The sequence below is a fragment of the Streptomyces sp. NPDC107500 genome (genome assembly GCF_055582785.1).
Genome location: NZ_JBVJPF010000011.1, coordinates 193555 through 208005, shown reverse-complemented (window position 1 = coordinate 208005; position 14451 = coordinate 193555). Strand labels below are relative to the sequence as shown.

Sequence of the window (14451 nt, the reverse complement as noted above, 5' to 3'; positions counted from 1 at the left end):
GCCCGCCGCGGGCCCGCGCTCAGCCGAGCACGACGACCTCCGCCGCCTCAAACTCCACTCCGACCGCGTCCCCGACCTCCGGTGCCGCCCGCAGCGCGCACGCCGCCTCCAGGGGCGGCGCGTCCTCCGGCTGGAGGCGCACGGCGACATGGGTGCCCCGGAAGGTGCGGGCCGCGACCGTGCACCGCAGGCCCGCGTCGGCGGCGACGATCCGGACCCCGGCCGGCCGCACGAGCACCGTCCGCGTCCCCTGGAGGGCGTCCTCGGGAACCGGGACCTTGCCCCACGGCGTGTCCGCGACCTGCCCGGCGACGGTCGCCTCCACCACGTTGTCGAAGCCGAGGAAACGGGCCACGAAGGCGTCGGCCGGCCGCTGCCACACGTCCAGCGGCGTCCCCGACTGGGCGATCCGCCCGTCCCGCATCACCACGACCCGGTCGGCGAGCGCGAACGCCTCGCCCTGGTCGTGGGTGACGGCGAGCACCGTGGTGCCCAACCGGCCGAACAGCTGCCGTAGTTCGACCACGAGGCGCTCCCGCAGCGAGCGGTCGAGCTGACCGAGCGGCTCGTCCAGCATCAGCAGCCGGGGCCGGGGCGCGAGCGCCCGGGCGAGGGCCACCCGCTGCTGCTCGCCGCCCGAGAGCGCGGCGACCGACCGGCGTCCGGCGCCCGGCAGTCCGACCAGTTCCAGCAACTGCTCCACCCGGTCCCGCTGTTCGGTGCGGGACGCGCCCCGCATCCGGGGCCCGAAGGCGATGTTTCCGGCCACGTCCCGCTGCGGGAACAGCTGGTGGTCCTGGAACATCAGGCCCAGCTCGCGCCGGTGCGCGGGCACCCCGGACTGGTCCCGGCCGTCGAGCGTCACCCGCCCGGCGTCCAGCGGCTGGAGCCCGGCCACCGCGCGCAGCAGCGTCGACTTGCCGCTGCCGCTGGGCCCGAGCACGCACACCACCTCGTGCTCGGCGACCTCCAGGCCGACGGCGTCCAGCACGGCCCGCCCGCCGAAGCGGACGGTCGCACCCTCAAGGCTCAGCAGCATCCCTGGATCACCCGCACAACCAGTCGCATCTCTAGAACTCCCCGCTCCGGTCGGTGCGCAGCCGCTCCAGCACCACCAGCGCCACGGCGCACACCAGCATCAGAATCGTCGAAAGGGCCATGGCCTGGCCGTAGTTCATGTCCCCGGGCCTGCCCAGCAGCCGCGCCACGGCGACCGGCAGCGTCGGGTTGTCGGGCCGCGCGATGAACACGGTGGCGCCGAACTCCCCGAGGGACACGGCGAAGGCGAACCCGGCGGCGACCAGCAGCGCCCGCCGCACCATCGGCAGGTCCACCTCCCGCCACACCCGCCAGGGCGACGCCCCGAGCACTGCCGCCGCTTCCCGCAGCCGACCGTCCACCGCCCGCAGTACGGGCAGCATGGTCCGTACGACGAAGGGGACACCGACCAGCGCCTGGGCGAGCGGCACCAGGATCCAGGAGGAGCGCAGGTCCAGCGGCGGTTCGTCCAGCGCGATCAGGAACCCGAAACCGACGGTCACGGCGGACACCCCGAGCGGCAGCATCAGCAGCGCGTCGAAGCCCCGCACGAACCGGCCGGCGTCCCGCCGGGTGAGCGCGGCGGCGGCGAGACCGCCGATCACCACGGCGATGGCGGTGGCGGCGACGGCGTACTGGAGGGAGTTGCCGATGGCCTCGATCGGCGGGACCAGGAAGGTGCCGCCGTCGGCACTGGTCAGCGCCCGGTAGTAGCCGAAGCCTGGTGCGCCGAGCGACCGCTGGACCAGCACGGCGAGCGGCAGCACCAGCAGCAGCGCGACGGTGGCCAGGACGCCCGCCAGCAGCGCCCACTGGCCCGTGCCCCGGGGCCTGCGCGCGGTCGTGGCGGCGTCCACCAGCCGCAGGGCGCTCTCCCGCCGCCGCACCGTCCAGGCGTGCACGGCGAGGACCGCGGCGACCGCCGCGAACTGGATCAGCGTCAGCACGGCCGCCGTGGACAGGTCGAAGATCTGGGACGTCTGCCGGTAGATCTCCACCTCCAGGGTGGAGAAGGCGGGTCCGCCGAGGATCTGCACGACGCCGAAGGAGGTGAAGGTGAACAGGAACACCATCAGCGCGGCGGCCGCCACCGCGGGAGCGAGCGCGGGCAGCGTGACCTGCCGCCAGGCCCGCGCGCGGGAGGCGCCGAGCATCCGCGCCGCCTCCTCCTGCCGCGGGTCGAGCTGCGCCCACAGGCCGCCCACGGTGCGCACTACGACGGCGTAGTTGAAGAAGACGTGCGCGAGCAGGATGGCCCACACGGTGGTGTCCAGCCGTACGCCCCACAGCTCGTCGAGCAGCCCGCCGCGCCCCACCAGGGCCAGGAACGCCGTCCCCACGACGACCGTCGGCAGCACGAACGGCACGGTCACCACCGCCCGCAGCACCTGCTTGCCGGGGAAGTCGAAGCGGGCGAAGACGTAGGCGCCGGGCAGTGCGATCAGCAGGGTGAGCGCGGTGGATGCCAGCGCCTGCCAGGTCGTGAACCACAGCACGTGCCGCACGTCGGACTGGGCGAGCACGTCCCCGATCCGGCCGAACTGCCAGGCGCCGTCGACCTCCAGGCCGCGCGCGACGATCGCGGCGACGGGATAGGCGAAGAACACCGCGAAGAACGCGACGGGCGCGGCCATCAGGGCGAGCCGCGCCGCGCTCCCGCGCGGGTTCCGAGCCGTGGGGGCTCCCTTGCCTACTTCAGTACGAGCGAGGTCCACGACTTGACCCACTGGTCGCGATTGTCGGCGATCTTCGCCGGGTCCATGGTCTGCGGGTCCTTGGCCTGCGGCCCGTACTTCACGAACGCCTCGGGGATCCGCGCGCCCTCCCGCACCGGGTACACGAACATGTTCAGCGGCATGTCGTCCTGGAACTGCTTGCCGATGAGGAAGTCGAGGAGTGCCTTGCCGCCCTCGGAGTTCTTGGCGTTGCTCAGCAGGCCCGCGTACTCGACCTGGCGGAAGCAGGTGCCGTCGGCGACGCCCGTGGGCGCGGTGGACGGTTGCGGGTCGGCGTAGATCACCTCGGCGGGCGGGGAGGAGGCGTAGGAGACGACGAGCGGACGGTCGCCCTTGGCCTTCTTGCCCCCGGCCGAGCCGGAGAACTCCTCGTTGTACGCCTGCTCCCAGCTGTCGACGACCTTGACGCCGTTCGCCTTGAGCTTCTTCCAGTAGCCCTCCCAGCCCTCGTCGCCGTACTTGGCAGCGGTGCCGAGCAGGAAGCCGAGTCCGGGCGAGGAGCTGCCGGCGTTCTCGGTGACGAGCAGGTCCTTGTACTCCGGCTTGACCAGGTCGTCGAGGGACTTGGGCGGGGTGAGACCGCGCTTGCTGAAGTACGCCTTGTCGTAGTTGACGCAGACGTCGCCGGTGTCGACGGGCGTGACCCGGTGCTTGTCCCGGTCGGCTTGGTACTCGGGCAGGACCAGGTCGGAGCCCTTCGCCTCGTACGGCTGGAACAGCCCGTTGTCGAGGGCGCGGGAGAGCAGGGTGTTGTCGACGCCGAAGAAGACGTCGCCCTGCGGGTTGTCCTTGGTGAGGACGGCCTTGTTGACGGCCTGCCCGGCGTCGCCGTCCTCCAGGACCTTGACCTTGTAGCCGGAGCTCTTCTCGAAGGCGGCGATGACCTCCTTCGAAGCGGCCCACGAGTCATGGCTGACCAGGGTCACGGTCTTGGAGTCGCCGGAGCCCTGCCCTTCGTCGGACGACGACCCGCACGCGGCCAGGCCGCCGGCCATGCCGAGACCGACGGCCAGGACGGTGACCTTCTTGGTGATGCTCACTGATTCCTCCTGGGTGACCAGGAGAAGACGCGGCCCCGCCCGCGGCCCCTGGCGAGGGTCCCGGGCAGGGCGCAACAGCTCGAGTGGTGACCGATCTCCCTACCCAGAATGACCTGGGCCAGGTTCGGAGGGTCTGCGGCCGGTGCCGCACTCTCAGCGCTGTGGCGCTCCCCTGTCGGAATATGAAGATGTGGTTACTGTGGCGATGTACTGACGCCGGTCAGGTTACCGCTCGCTCGCGGCGAGCTGACCACACGCCCCGTCGATCTCCTGGCCACGGGTGTCCCGGATCGTCACCGGCACACCGTGCGCCGCGATCGCCTCCACGAACGCCTTCTCGTCCTCGGGCCGCGACGCGGTCCACTTCGAGCCGGGCGTGGGGTTGAGCGGGATGAGGTTGACGTGCACCGGCCGGCCCTTGAGCAGCCGCCCGAGGCGGTCGCCCCGCCACGCCTGGTCGTTGATGTCCCGGATCAGCGCGTACTCGATGGAGAGCCGGCGCCCGGACTTCGCGGCGTACTCGAACCCGGCGTCCAGCACCTCACGCACCTTCCAGCGCGTGTTGACGGGGACGAGGGTGTCGCGCAGCTCGTCGTCGGGGGCGTGCAGCGAGATGGCGAGGCGGCACTTGAAGCCCTCGCCGGTGAAGCGGTTGATCGCCGGGACGAGACCGACCGTGGAGACCGTGATGCCGCGCTGGGAGAGCCCCAGCCCGTCCGGCTCCGGGTCGGTGAGCCGGCGGATGGAGCCGACGACCCGGTTGTAGTTGGCCAGGGGCTCGCCCATGCCCATGAACACGATGTTGCTGAGCCGGGCCGGACCTCCGGGGACCTCGCCGTCCCTGAGCGCCCGCATCCCGTCCACGATCTGGTGCACGATCTCGGCCGTCGACAGGTTCCGGTCCAGGCCGGCCTGTCCCGTGGCGCAGAACGGGCAGTTCATGCCGCAGCCGGCCTGGGAGCTGATGCACATCGTCACCCGGTCCGGGTAGCGCATGAGCACCGACTCGACGAGCGTCCCGTCGAACAGCTTCCAGAGCGTCTTGCGGGTGGTGCCCTGGTCGGTCGACAGATGCCGGACGACGGTCATCAGCTCGGGCAGCAGCGCCTCACGGAGCCCCTCCCGCGAACCGGCGGGGATGTCGGTCCACTGCTCGGGGTCGTGCGCGTACCGCGCGAAGTAGTGCTGCGAGAGCTGCTTCGCACGAAAGGCCTTCTCGCCGACGGCGACGACGGCCTCTTTACGCTCGGCGGGCGTGAGGTCGGCAAGGTGCCGCGGCGGCTTCTTGGCTCCGCGGGGGGCGACGAATGTGAGTTCTCCGGGCTTAGGCATGGCTGTACCAGTGTCGCAGATCGACTCCGGGGGCCCAGGCCAGTGCGGGGTGGGGGTGGTCACCCGTGGGTGCCGACTGTCGGCGTTGGTCGACCTCGGACGGCCCAGGGACGGCCCAGGAGCTGAGCGGCCGCCATCGCTCCTGCGCTGCGCTGCACGTCACGTCTTCATCCTGAAGCAACGCGGTTGTGGACTCTGCCTTGCACTGGTACACCACTTGCTTGCGCCGAGAGTCCGCAAATCTTCGGGGTCGTCTGCCGTTGGCACTTCGACCACCTCGCGACCCTTGACCACTGGCTGCTGGAGGCCGGGAGTGCCCACTGCAACCTCTAGCAGACAGGCAAAGCAGGCCGCTACGGGCGGCTTGCTCATCTAAATCGTCACAGCTAGCAGCCCAGTCCAGAAGCATCTCGCGACTTCCCGGCGGTAGGCCGGTACGCGCTCACAGAGGTCTGCCTCGCACCCTGTGCGCTAAGATTCGCCTGTCGCAGCGGTGCACCAGTCGATGGGGACGCGAAGGCATGTCTTTCTATTCCATAGTCGATGCCGCGTCTACCTGGACTGCAATTCCTCTCGCAGGATTAGGTTTCGGCATCACCATCTTTCAGACCTACAAGGCAAAAAGCGCTGCCGAGTCTGCAAGAATAGCCGCCGAGGGGGTTCGAGAGGGCATCAGCAGAGCTTCGCTCCTGGTCCTTATTCCGCAGCTCCATCGCATTGAGGATCAGTTCGAGCGCTCAGTTAGGGATCGCTCGCTGGACCTGACCATCGCATGGCTTTCCACTTGGCGCTGGCAAGCTGGCCAAGTACGGGGCTTTCTAGACGAAGATGAACCTACTCAACGCGAAATGATCACCTTGCTGCAGGCGTCAATTTCAGCCGCAGCATCAGCTAAGGCGCGCTTGATCGACGAGGACTCACCAAACGTCGTATTGGCAACCAAGAACGCCAGGCAGGCGATGAGCAAAGTTACTAGTGGGCTTGGCGCAATGGCATCTACTTACGGTATGCAAGCGGGAGGAAACGGAAGTGGGAGCTAGCCCTGCAAAGATCCTACATCTAGTGGAAGCACTACACCGTGCGACCATTAACCATCGAGTTGAATGGACGAGCAATTACCCGGAGCGTCCCGCCGCGCATGACATCTATTCACTTTCCCTCACGCGAGGGACCGTGGAGATCCAAAATAGGGACGGCGACGGACTCCCCCCCTTCATTTTGATCATTCGAGGGGAACAGGGTCAAATCGTTGACGAAGTACGAACTAGCGGCGCCGACCAAATCGACCACAAGATCGCTGAACTTTTCGATCTAGTTGCCAACCGATCCCGGAATTCGGATGAAGTGATCGATTCTTTGATCGACGATCTGGACCGTCCATTCTGAGGTCGGTGGAGCGGCTTTGGGCTGGAGCTGCTTTGGGGCGAGTGATCTTGGCCCCGTAAGCTGATGGCGAGTCGGGCAGTCTGTGGACCTGCCCGTTAAAGCACGACGTTGGGGCCAAGATCTTAGAGGCTCGCCCCAAAGTGGCTGCCTAAAGCCGCGGAGCCGACCGCCCCAGCCACATAGGGTGTCTCCCACTTCATGCCCGCAGCCGCCGAGCGCGCCGCCGGGCGCGGCCAGCCGGGGCGCAGACAGGAGGCAGGCCGCGCCGCAGAGGCGGCGCGCGCCCGCGCCGTGCGCGGGCTCTTGATGAACGTAGAGAAAGTCTTACCGCACCCATGATCGGCAACCGCCCCGATCGTGGCCTGTCGGCTCTCGGCTCGCCTCGGCTACCGTTCCATGCATGCCTTCTGCACTGGACACGCCCCAGGGAGCGGCCGAACTCGCCGAGTCCCTGCTCCCTCCGCTCGGGAACCGCTGGCTGCACACTCAGGCCGTGGCCTCTCGGGCTCGTGAGGCTTCCGCGGCTGTGTCCGAGGTGGACCGGGATCTCCTCGTTGCTGCCGCGTGGCTGCATGACATCGGCTACGCCCCCGAGCCGCGGGACACCGGGTTCCATCCGCTCGACGGTGCCCGGTACCTCGAATCGCTGGGTGCGCCGGCGCGCCTGGTGAGGCTGGTCGCTCATCACTCCGGGGCCGTGTATGAGGCAGAGCAGCGCGGGCTCTCGGCGGAGCTGGCCGTCTATGAGCGGGAAGACTCGCCGGTCCTCGACGCCTTGATCTTCGCTGACATGACGACCGGCCCCGCCGGCCAGTCCTTCGACTTCGACACCCGGATTGACGAGATCCTGGTCCGCTACGAGCCCGGCAGCGAGGTTCACAACGCGATCAGCAAGGCACGGCCGTATCTCCGGGGCGCTGTCGAGCGGACTCGCGACCGCATGGCGCATCAGCCGATGTAGGGCTCCGCCCGCTCGGCCAGGCCGTGCTCGATCCGCATGCGCATCGAAGGATGGATGTTCAGCTCGTCCAGCTTGCTCGGGTCGACGAATGCCACTTCCTTACTCTCGCTGCTCGTCCGTAGCTCGCCGCCGGTGATGCGGGCCTGGAAGCAGATCGAGAACTGCTGGCGGACTTCTCCGTCGTCGTACGCCATGACGTGGCCTGGGTTGGTGTAGGTGCCGACGAGGCCGGTCACCTCCACGTCGAAGCCTGTCTCTTCTTTCGTCTCGCGCACGGCTGCGTCTGGGGCCGACTCGCCCAGGTCGACGCCGCCACCGGGCAAGGCCCAGAGGTCGTTGTCGGTCTTGTGGATCAGCAAGACCTCTCCGGCCTCGTTGCGTGCCACGGCGGTCACGGAGGGGACGAGGCTGTTCGCCTTCGGGGCATTGGGATCGTTGAAGTAGTCAACACGGGCCATGTGTTCAGCGTTGCACGTCCGGCGCTTACTACGCCTCCCGGCCCCGCTCCCATGCGTAGTCGAAGCTCCGCATGTAGTGCCGGAAGGTCCGCGCTCCGGGGAGGTACCGGAAGTGCATCACCGGGTTCTGGCCGGCGGGAGCTCCGAGGACGTGGGGGTTCACGAGAACGTCCTCGTCGAACCGGTAGATCGAGTTGTAGAGGATCGTGTCGTGCAGCCGGACTTCAACACCGGGCGTCGACATGGCGGGTTCGAGGTAGCGCCGGGTGATGCGGGCACGTGCGGCCAGGTCGTTGCCGATGCCCTCCTCTTCGCCGCGCTGGCGGACCGCTCCGGAGTCGGGGTCTCCAAGCAGGATGCGGACCTGGGCGCCGGCCTTCGCCTTCTCGGCCAGCTGGTCGGGCAGGTCCGGATTGCTGTCGAAGAGGAACAGTCCGGCGTACACGAGGATGTCAACCTGGTCCGCCGCCTTCTCGATCAGGGATGACCAGAGGGCAGCTGGCACCGCGCCACGGTGCGGGTAGTACGTGATCAGCTCGGACGTGCTGGCCTTCTCCGCCTGCTTCTCCACGGACGGCCAGATGTAGACCTCATCGACTCCGAGGAGGCTCGCCGCCTTCCAGCGGTGCCCGCGGTGCGGAGTGCGGCCGGTGGTGATCCACCGCTCGACGCTCTTCGGATCCACTCCGACGTGCTCGGCAACGGACTGGATCGTCTCGCCCTTCGCCGAAATTGCCGCGCGCAGACGCTCGTTCGCCATGGCGTGCCCTCCGCTGGGATCACTAGGGACGTTTTGACGGTAGCTCAGACGTCCCCAAACGTCCACACGGACGGTGATGCGTCCACCCTCCCCCAAGGTCTCCTGATCTCACCGACGGGATGTCGGTCAACATCACGCCGATACAGGAGACAAGACGATGCGTCAGATTTTGGTGGACACCGCCAACGCCACCGTGATGGTCGCCAAGGCCCCGCAGCCCAAGGTGAAGGACCGCCGCACCGGTGAGATCGCCCTCGACAAGGACGGTGCCACCCTGATGGTCGTGGAGGTCATGTTCTCCACGCCCGACGAGGTGGAGATCCTCAAGCTCACCGTTCCGCAGTCCGGCGTCTCCGAGGACCTGGCCATGGGCACCCCAGTGGTCCTGACCGGCCTGGTCGCCTCGCCGTGGGAGAACGAGTTCAACGGCCAGAAGCGGCACGGGATCGCCTTCCGCGCGGTCGCGGTCACCTCGCTGGCCGCTGCGGGCTCGGCCTCGAAGGCGGCCTGAGCCATGACGTGGCTGATCGTCGCCCTGGTGCTGGCCGTCGCCGCTGCGGGTCTCCTGCGGTGGCGGCGTCCCGCCTGGTACTGGCTGACCTTTGGGGTTGCCCTCGCCACGCTGCGGGTCCTGGTCCGCTACGGCTCGGTCATGGATGCTTGCGGCCTCACCGTCCCGGCTCCCCGCTGGCGTCTGACGCTGGCCCGGATGACCAACCGGCCCGTTCCCGGCCCGCGCGCCCCGCGCATCCTGCGGGTCCGGGTGACCCGTACCGGCCTGACGCTGCGGTTGAAGCTTCGGCCCGGTCAGGACGCCTTCGACGTGGCGGCCTCGTGTGACCGGCTGCGGCACTCGTTCGCCATGTACGGGGTCACCTCCCGTGAACTGCGCTCGGGTGTCGTCGAGGTTCGTATGACCGGCTATGACGTGCTCAAGCGCGTGCAGATGCCCGTCCTGGTCGACACCCGGCCGATGCGGGTCCCGGTCGCCCTGCGCGAGGACGGAGCCGTCCACTATCGCGACTACCGCACCGTGCCGCATGCCCTCACCCTCGGTGCCACGGAGTCCGGCAAGTCCGTCTATCAGCGCAACCTCGTGGCCGCGCTCGCGCCGCAACGGGTCGCCCTGGTGGGCATCGACTGCAAGCAAGGCGTTGAGCTGTTCCCGCTGGCCCGCCGGTTTTCCGCGCTCGCCGACAACCCCGACACCGCCGCCGAACTCCTCGACGCCCTCGTGTCGCTTATGCAGGACGTGTATCAGCTCATCCGGGCCGAACAGCGGATCACCGCGGACGTGCCCGATGCGGAGATCGCCGCAGATATCTGGGACCTGCCCGAGGACCTGCGGCCGGTGCCGATCGTGGTCCTGGTCGACGAGGTGGCCGAACTCGCCCTCTTTGCCACCAAGGAGGAGGAGAAGCGGCGGGACCGGATCATCACCGCCCTGGCCCGTCTCGCCCAGCTCGGCCGCGCGGCCGGCATCTATCTGGAGATCTGCGGGCAGCGCTTCGGCTCCGAACTCGGCAAGGGCATCACCATGCTTCGCGCCCAGCTCACCGGCCGCACCGCCCACCGCGTCAACGACGAATCCTCGGCGAACATGGCCCTCGGCGACATCGCCCCGGACGCCGTCCTGGCCGCGATCCAGATCCCCACCGACACCCCCGGCGTCGCCATCACAGGCGACTCGACCGGCGGCTGGGCCCGCATCCGCGCGCCGCACACCTCGCTGCGCCAGGCCGTCAACACCTGCAACCGGCACGCCGACCTGACTCCGGACCTGCCCGTCCTCGCGCCGTTCCGCCCTGCCCTCGGTCCCCTTGCCCCGGTTCCGGCCCCGGCCGTGGAGTCGGCGCCAGCCGCCGCCTGACCTTCCCGGAGGTTCGTCATGCCCCGTTCGTCGCTGCGCGTGGACGCCGTCCTGGTCCAGGCGGTCATCGCCGGTGCCCTGTCCTTTGCCCACCTGCACGACCTGGCTGCCGCTGCCGGACAGGACGGCTGGAAGGCATGGGCCTACCCAGTCTCGGTGGACCTACTGTTGGTCGCCGCCTGGCGTCGGCTGCGCTCGGACGGGCCATCCCGGCTGGCCTGGTGCTGGTTCCTGATCGCCCTGGTCGCCTCGCTCGGCGCCAACGTCGCCACCGCCGGACTCCTCGACCTGGGCGACGTTCCGGCCTGGCTGCGCATCCTCGTCGCCGCCTGGCCCGCCCTGGCCTTCATGGGCGGCACCCTCCTCGCCCACTCACCCGCAGGTCACGCCCCGGACCCGGAGCCCACGCCCGAGATGGAGTCCGAGCCGGTCGCTACCGCTGAGCCGGGTCCGGAACCGGTGGCGCCCGTCGACGACACCCCCGCCCTCCCGGCCGCCGATCCGGCCCCGGCACCGCCGGCCGTTCCGGTCCCGGCCGCGCTGGTGGACCACGCCCGCAAGGTCGCCGCCGACCACGAGGAGCGGACCGGTGCCCGGATCGACACCGACACCCTGCGCGCCCGCCTCGGCGTCCCGCCGAACCTGGCTGACGCCATCGCCGCCCAGCTCGGCTGACCCGAAGGGAGACACCTCATGCTCGTGAACCCGGCCGACCTGACTGCCGCCGACCACCTCGACGCTGCCCGCGAGATGGCCGCCACCAACCGGCCGTTCCTCGCCCACCTCCTCGCCGAGGAAGCTGCCCGACTCACCGCCGACACGGCCACCGCCGCCGGTATCCGCGCCGCCTTCCCCGACCCGAACCTGACCCGAACGGAGACCGACTGACATGCCCGCCCGCGACTTCTTCCACTCCGTGATGCGGATCGGCCCGGTACAGATCGGCACCCACCGTGACCGCAATGGCCACACCAAGCACGCCGCCGTATGCAGCTCAGACGGCTGCGGCTGGTCCGCCGACTACTCCAGCCAGTCCGCCGCACAGCTCGCCGCCCGCACCCACCGCTGCAAGGTCCGCTAGGAGGCCACAGTCATGGATGTCCCGCTCTGGTTCGCCCTGCTCTGCGTTGGAGTCCTCGGCGTCAAGCTCATCCGCCCGCCCTGGTGGCTCATCGGCGTGCTTCTCCTCGGCGGGTTCCTCCTCGCTGACAGCGCCCTCGCCCCGGTCATCGGCACCGCCGTCAAGTAAGGAGATCCCCTGATGTTCCGGCCCAAGCTCCCGACCATGCCCCAGCCCACCGGCACCGTGATCCCGCCCGCGGTCGTCGTCGAGCCGACCACCATCACCCCCGGCACCCCGCCCACGCCGCCGGCCCCCGCCGCCCCGGCCCCGGTTCCCTCCCGGCCCACGGTCCAGCTCACCCCCAGCACCGCGCTCGCCCTGGTCGGCGGCGGCACCGCCATGGTCCTGGTCATCGGCGCCGTCCTGGTCTCCATGCTCCTGGCGGTCGCCATCACCGCCGCCTCGGTCGCCGTCTGCGCCGTCGTCCTGCGCTCGCTGCTCGCCTCGCAACACCGCCGCTGACCGGTCCCGGAGGCGACGCACAAGCCGCCAGCACGCCGCCGCCTTCCGGGACCACGCTCCGCCAACCGCCATCGCCAAGGGGAACATCATGGATCTGCAGATCGCCGCCGCCCTGGTGCCGTTACTGGGCTGGGCCGTGCATGGGAGCGTCCTCGCCCACCGGCTCGCCTCCGCCCGCCGCGACCCGCTGACCGGTCTGCACACGCGCGCCGGATGGACCGCCCGCGCCGAACACTGCATCCGCCGGCACCCGGCCGCCGCCGTGCTCCTAGTCGACCTCGACCACTTCAAGACCCTCAACGACACCCACGGCCACGCCGCCGGGGACGCCGCCCTCGTCGCCACCGCCGACCGACTCCGCGCCTGGTGCGGACGCCACGGCACCGCCGGACGCCTGGGCGGGGATGAGTTCGTCGCCGTCGTCCATGACCTGGCCGCCGCCGACCTCGACGCGCTGATCACCGACCTGCACCGGCCGCTGCCCTACAACGGCGTATCGCTGCCGCTGGCCGCGTCGGTCGGAATCTGCCGTCTCGCCGAGCTGCCGGTGCCGCTGCTGACCGATGCACTCGCCGCCGCCGATACGGCCATGTACGCGGCCAAGGGCCGTGGCCGCCGGGGCTCGCGCCTCTCTCACTGACCGGCCACCGGGTGGCGCACAAGCCGCCAAGCACGCCGCCACCCGGGGCCGTTCCTTCCAACCGCAATCGAAAGGAACCCCCATCATGGCCCAGCACACCCCGCCCGCACGACGTATCTGCCCGCACTGCGACGGCTTCGCCTCCGTCGCCGTCACCCTCGGCGGCCGCGACCCGCGCGGTCACCTGCGCACCATCACGGCGCACTGCCCGACCTGCCACGGCACCGGCACCGTTCCCGCCCGCATCGTCCGGGAGGGTGCTGGTGCCTGAGACGCTGCTCGACCCGGCCACCCTTGGCGACCTGCTGAGGGTGGCTTCGGCCGTCGACTACCACCGCTGGGAAGAACAGATCCGCCGCACCGGCGGCTGCGCCGACCCAATCCACCTGACTGGCTGGACCCTGACCAAGGACAAGACCACCGGCCAGACCCTCCACCACTACTCCACCGAGGGTGAGCCGGGCGGGCGACTCCGCGTCGCCTGCGGCAACCGGCGGGCATCGCGCTGCCCATCCTGCGCCTGGACCTACGCGGGCGACACCTACCACCTCATCCGCGCGGGCCTGGCCGGTGACAACCGCCGCGACATCCCCGCCACCGTCCGCGATCACCCCCGCGTCTTCGCCACACTCACCGCCCCGTCCTTCGGCCGCGTGCACAACCGGCCCGACCATGGCGTCTGCCGCTGCGGTGCTCGCCATGCCCCGGACGCCTCGGAACTGGGCACCGCCCTGGACGTGGAGACGTACGACTACGCGGGCGCGGTGCTGTTCAATAACCATGCCGGACAGCTCTGGCAGCGCTTCACCAACCGGCTCCGCCGCGAGCTCGCCGCCCGCGCCGGCCTCACCCAACGGGAGCTGAAAGAGCGGGCCCGGCTGTCATACGGCAAGGTCGCCGAGTTCCAGAAACGCGGCGCCCTGCACTTTCACGCCGTGATCCGCCTCGACGGACCCGATGGGCCGGACACCCCGCCGCCGTCCTGGGCCACCGTGCAGCTGCTCGCCGACGCGATCCGCGCCGCCGCCGCGCACTCCTACACCTCGGTCTCCGTCCCGGCCGCCGAGGGGCAACCGGCCCGGACCTTCCGGTGGGGCCCCCAGCTCGACGTCCGTCCGGTCAAGGCATTCGGGGACGGCTCGGAGATCACAGAACAGGCCGTCGCCTCCTACGTCGCGAAGTACGCCACCAAGGCCGCCGAGAACACCGGCACCCTCGACCGCCGCATCGGCGAACTCTCCGAGCTCGACCGCCACGGCGTCCCCGACCACACCCGCCGACTCATCACCGCCTGCCGCGCCCTCGATCCGCTGTACCCGGACCGCCGGTTGTGGGCCTGGGCGCACATGCTCGGCTTCCGCGGCCACTTCTCCTCCAAGTCCCGGCGCTACTCGACCACCCTCGGCGCACTCCGCCAGGCACGCGCCGACTACCGCGCCACCCAGGAGCACGCCGCCCTCGGCCTAGATGACAACCGCGAGCCGGACACCGTCCTAGTCCTGGCCGATTGGCAGTACGCGGGCCACGGCCACACCCCCGGTGAATCCGCCCTAGCCGCCACCATCGCCCGCGGCCTCCAGCTCAACCGCGCAACCGCCCGCGAAGCCCTGCGCGACCAACTCGCCGACGAAAGGGAGTGCTGACC

The 14451-nt window shown here is 69.9% G+C and carries 18 protein-coding genes and 1 riboswitch; of the genes, 12 read left to right on the top strand and 6 right to left on the bottom strand.

Annotation, left to right across the window (positions count from 1 at the left end):
* Positions 1 to 19 precede the first annotated feature (19 nt).
* The 4 genes from ACZ67M_RS36310 to rlmN form a co-directional block, all read right to left on the bottom strand.
* Positions 20 to 1039, bottom strand: coding sequence for an ABC transporter ATP-binding protein (locus ACZ67M_RS36310; RefSeq protein WP_469854170.1), 1020 nt, complete (start codon positions 1037 to 1039; stop codon positions 20 to 22).
* Positions 1040 to 1070: 31 nt separating this feature from the next.
* On the bottom strand, positions 1071 to 2753 hold the full coding sequence (locus ACZ67M_RS36305) for an ABC transporter permease (protein WP_392016673.1): 1683 nt from the start codon (positions 2751 to 2753) through the stop codon (positions 1071 to 1073).
* The gene (locus tag ACZ67M_RS36300) at positions 2729 to 3814 is read right to left on the bottom strand and encodes a thiamine ABC transporter substrate-binding protein (protein ID WP_469854169.1); all 1086 of its coding nucleotides are present in this window, start codon (positions 3812 to 3814) and stop codon (positions 2729 to 2731) included. The genes ACZ67M_RS36305 and ACZ67M_RS36300 overlap by 25 nt, the downstream gene beginning before the upstream one ends.
* Before the next feature lie 78 nt (positions 3815 to 3892).
* A riboswitch (TPP riboswitch) is annotated at positions 3893 to 3998 on the bottom strand.
* 41 nt (positions 3999 to 4039) lie between these two features.
* On the bottom strand, positions 4040 to 5146 hold the full coding sequence (gene rlmN, locus ACZ67M_RS36295) for a dual-specificity RNA methyltransferase RlmN (RefSeq protein ID WP_361365420.1): 1107 nt from the start codon (positions 5144 to 5146) through the stop codon (positions 4040 to 4042).
* Positions 5147 to 5667: 521 nt separating this feature from the next.
* Between rlmN and ACZ67M_RS36290 the strand changes: the two genes are divergently transcribed.
* Positions 5668 to 6186 carry a hypothetical protein gene (locus ACZ67M_RS36290; RefSeq protein WP_469854168.1) on the top strand — a complete coding sequence of 173 codons (519 nt, stop codon included), beginning with the start codon at positions 5668 to 5670 and terminating at the stop codon, positions 6184 to 6186.
* A 746-nt stretch (positions 6187 to 6932) separates the two neighbouring features.
* Positions 6933 to 7493, top strand: a complete 561-nt coding sequence (locus tag ACZ67M_RS36285; protein WP_469854167.1) for an HD domain-containing protein — start codon at positions 6933 to 6935, stop codon at positions 7491 to 7493.
* Here the strand turns inward: ACZ67M_RS36285 and ACZ67M_RS36280 are convergent.
* Both ACZ67M_RS36280 and ACZ67M_RS36275 read right to left on the bottom strand, forming a co-directional pair.
* Positions 7481 to 7951 carry an NUDIX hydrolase gene (locus tag ACZ67M_RS36280; protein WP_469854166.1) on the bottom strand — a complete coding sequence of 157 codons (471 nt, stop codon included), beginning with the start codon at positions 7949 to 7951 and terminating at the stop codon, positions 7481 to 7483. The two genes, ACZ67M_RS36285 and ACZ67M_RS36280, sit on opposite strands and share 13 nt — an antisense overlap.
* Before the next feature lie 28 nt (positions 7952 to 7979).
* Positions 7980 to 8711 carry an XRE family transcriptional regulator gene (locus ACZ67M_RS36275; RefSeq protein WP_469854165.1) on the bottom strand — a complete coding sequence of 244 codons (732 nt, stop codon included), beginning with the start codon at positions 8709 to 8711 and terminating at the stop codon, positions 7980 to 7982.
* A 157-nt stretch (positions 8712 to 8868) separates the two neighbouring features.
* On the opposite strand from ACZ67M_RS36275, the gene ACZ67M_RS36270 reads away from it, so the two are divergent.
* From ACZ67M_RS36270 to repSA, 10 genes are all read left to right on the top strand, one after another.
* Entirely contained in the window at positions 8869 to 9222 is a 354-nt protein-coding gene (locus ACZ67M_RS36270) for an SCO3933 family regulatory protein (protein ID WP_469854164.1), read from the top strand.
* Positions 9223 to 9225: 3 nt separating this feature from the next.
* Positions 9226 to 10581, top strand: a complete 1356-nt coding sequence (locus tag ACZ67M_RS36265; protein WP_469854163.1) for an FtsK/SpoIIIE domain-containing protein — start codon at positions 9226 to 9228, stop codon at positions 10579 to 10581.
* Between the two features lie 18 nt (positions 10582 to 10599).
* A complete protein-coding gene (locus tag ACZ67M_RS36260) occupies positions 10600 to 11256 on the top strand; it encodes a DUF2637 domain-containing protein (RefSeq protein ID WP_469854162.1) in 657 nt (218 codons plus the stop codon).
* 18 nt (positions 11257 to 11274) lie between these two features.
* Positions 11275 to 11469, top strand: coding sequence for a hypothetical protein (locus ACZ67M_RS36255; RefSeq protein ID WP_469854161.1), 195 nt, complete (start codon positions 11275 to 11277; stop codon positions 11467 to 11469).
* A gap of 1 nt (position 11470) precedes the next feature.
* Entirely contained in the window at positions 11471 to 11662 is a 192-nt protein-coding gene (locus tag ACZ67M_RS36250; protein ID WP_386780413.1) for a mobile element transfer protein, read from the top strand.
* A gap of 12 nt (positions 11663 to 11674) precedes the next feature.
* Complete coding sequence (locus ACZ67M_RS36245; protein WP_469854160.1) at positions 11675 to 11830, top strand: hypothetical protein; 156 nt, start codon at positions 11675 to 11677, stop codon at positions 11828 to 11830.
* A 12-nt stretch (positions 11831 to 11842) separates the two neighbouring features.
* Positions 11843 to 12166 carry a SpdD-like protein gene (locus ACZ67M_RS36240; RefSeq protein ID WP_469854159.1) on the top strand — a complete coding sequence of 108 codons (324 nt, stop codon included), beginning with the start codon at positions 11843 to 11845 and terminating at the stop codon, positions 12164 to 12166.
* 88 nt (positions 12167 to 12254) lie between these two features.
* Entirely contained in the window at positions 12255 to 12806 is a 552-nt protein-coding gene (locus ACZ67M_RS36235) for a GGDEF domain-containing protein (protein WP_469854158.1), read from the top strand.
* Positions 12807 to 12891: 85 nt separating this feature from the next.
* Positions 12892 to 13077, top strand: coding sequence for a hypothetical protein (locus tag ACZ67M_RS36230; RefSeq protein WP_469854157.1), 186 nt, complete (start codon positions 12892 to 12894; stop codon positions 13075 to 13077).
* On the top strand, positions 13070 to 14449 hold the full coding sequence (gene repSA / locus ACZ67M_RS36225) for a replication initiator protein RepSA (protein ID WP_469854156.1): 1380 nt from the start codon (positions 13070 to 13072) through the stop codon (positions 14447 to 14449). The genes ACZ67M_RS36230 and repSA overlap by 8 nt, the downstream gene beginning before the upstream one ends.
* The last annotated feature ends 2 nt before the right edge of the window (positions 14450 to 14451 follow it).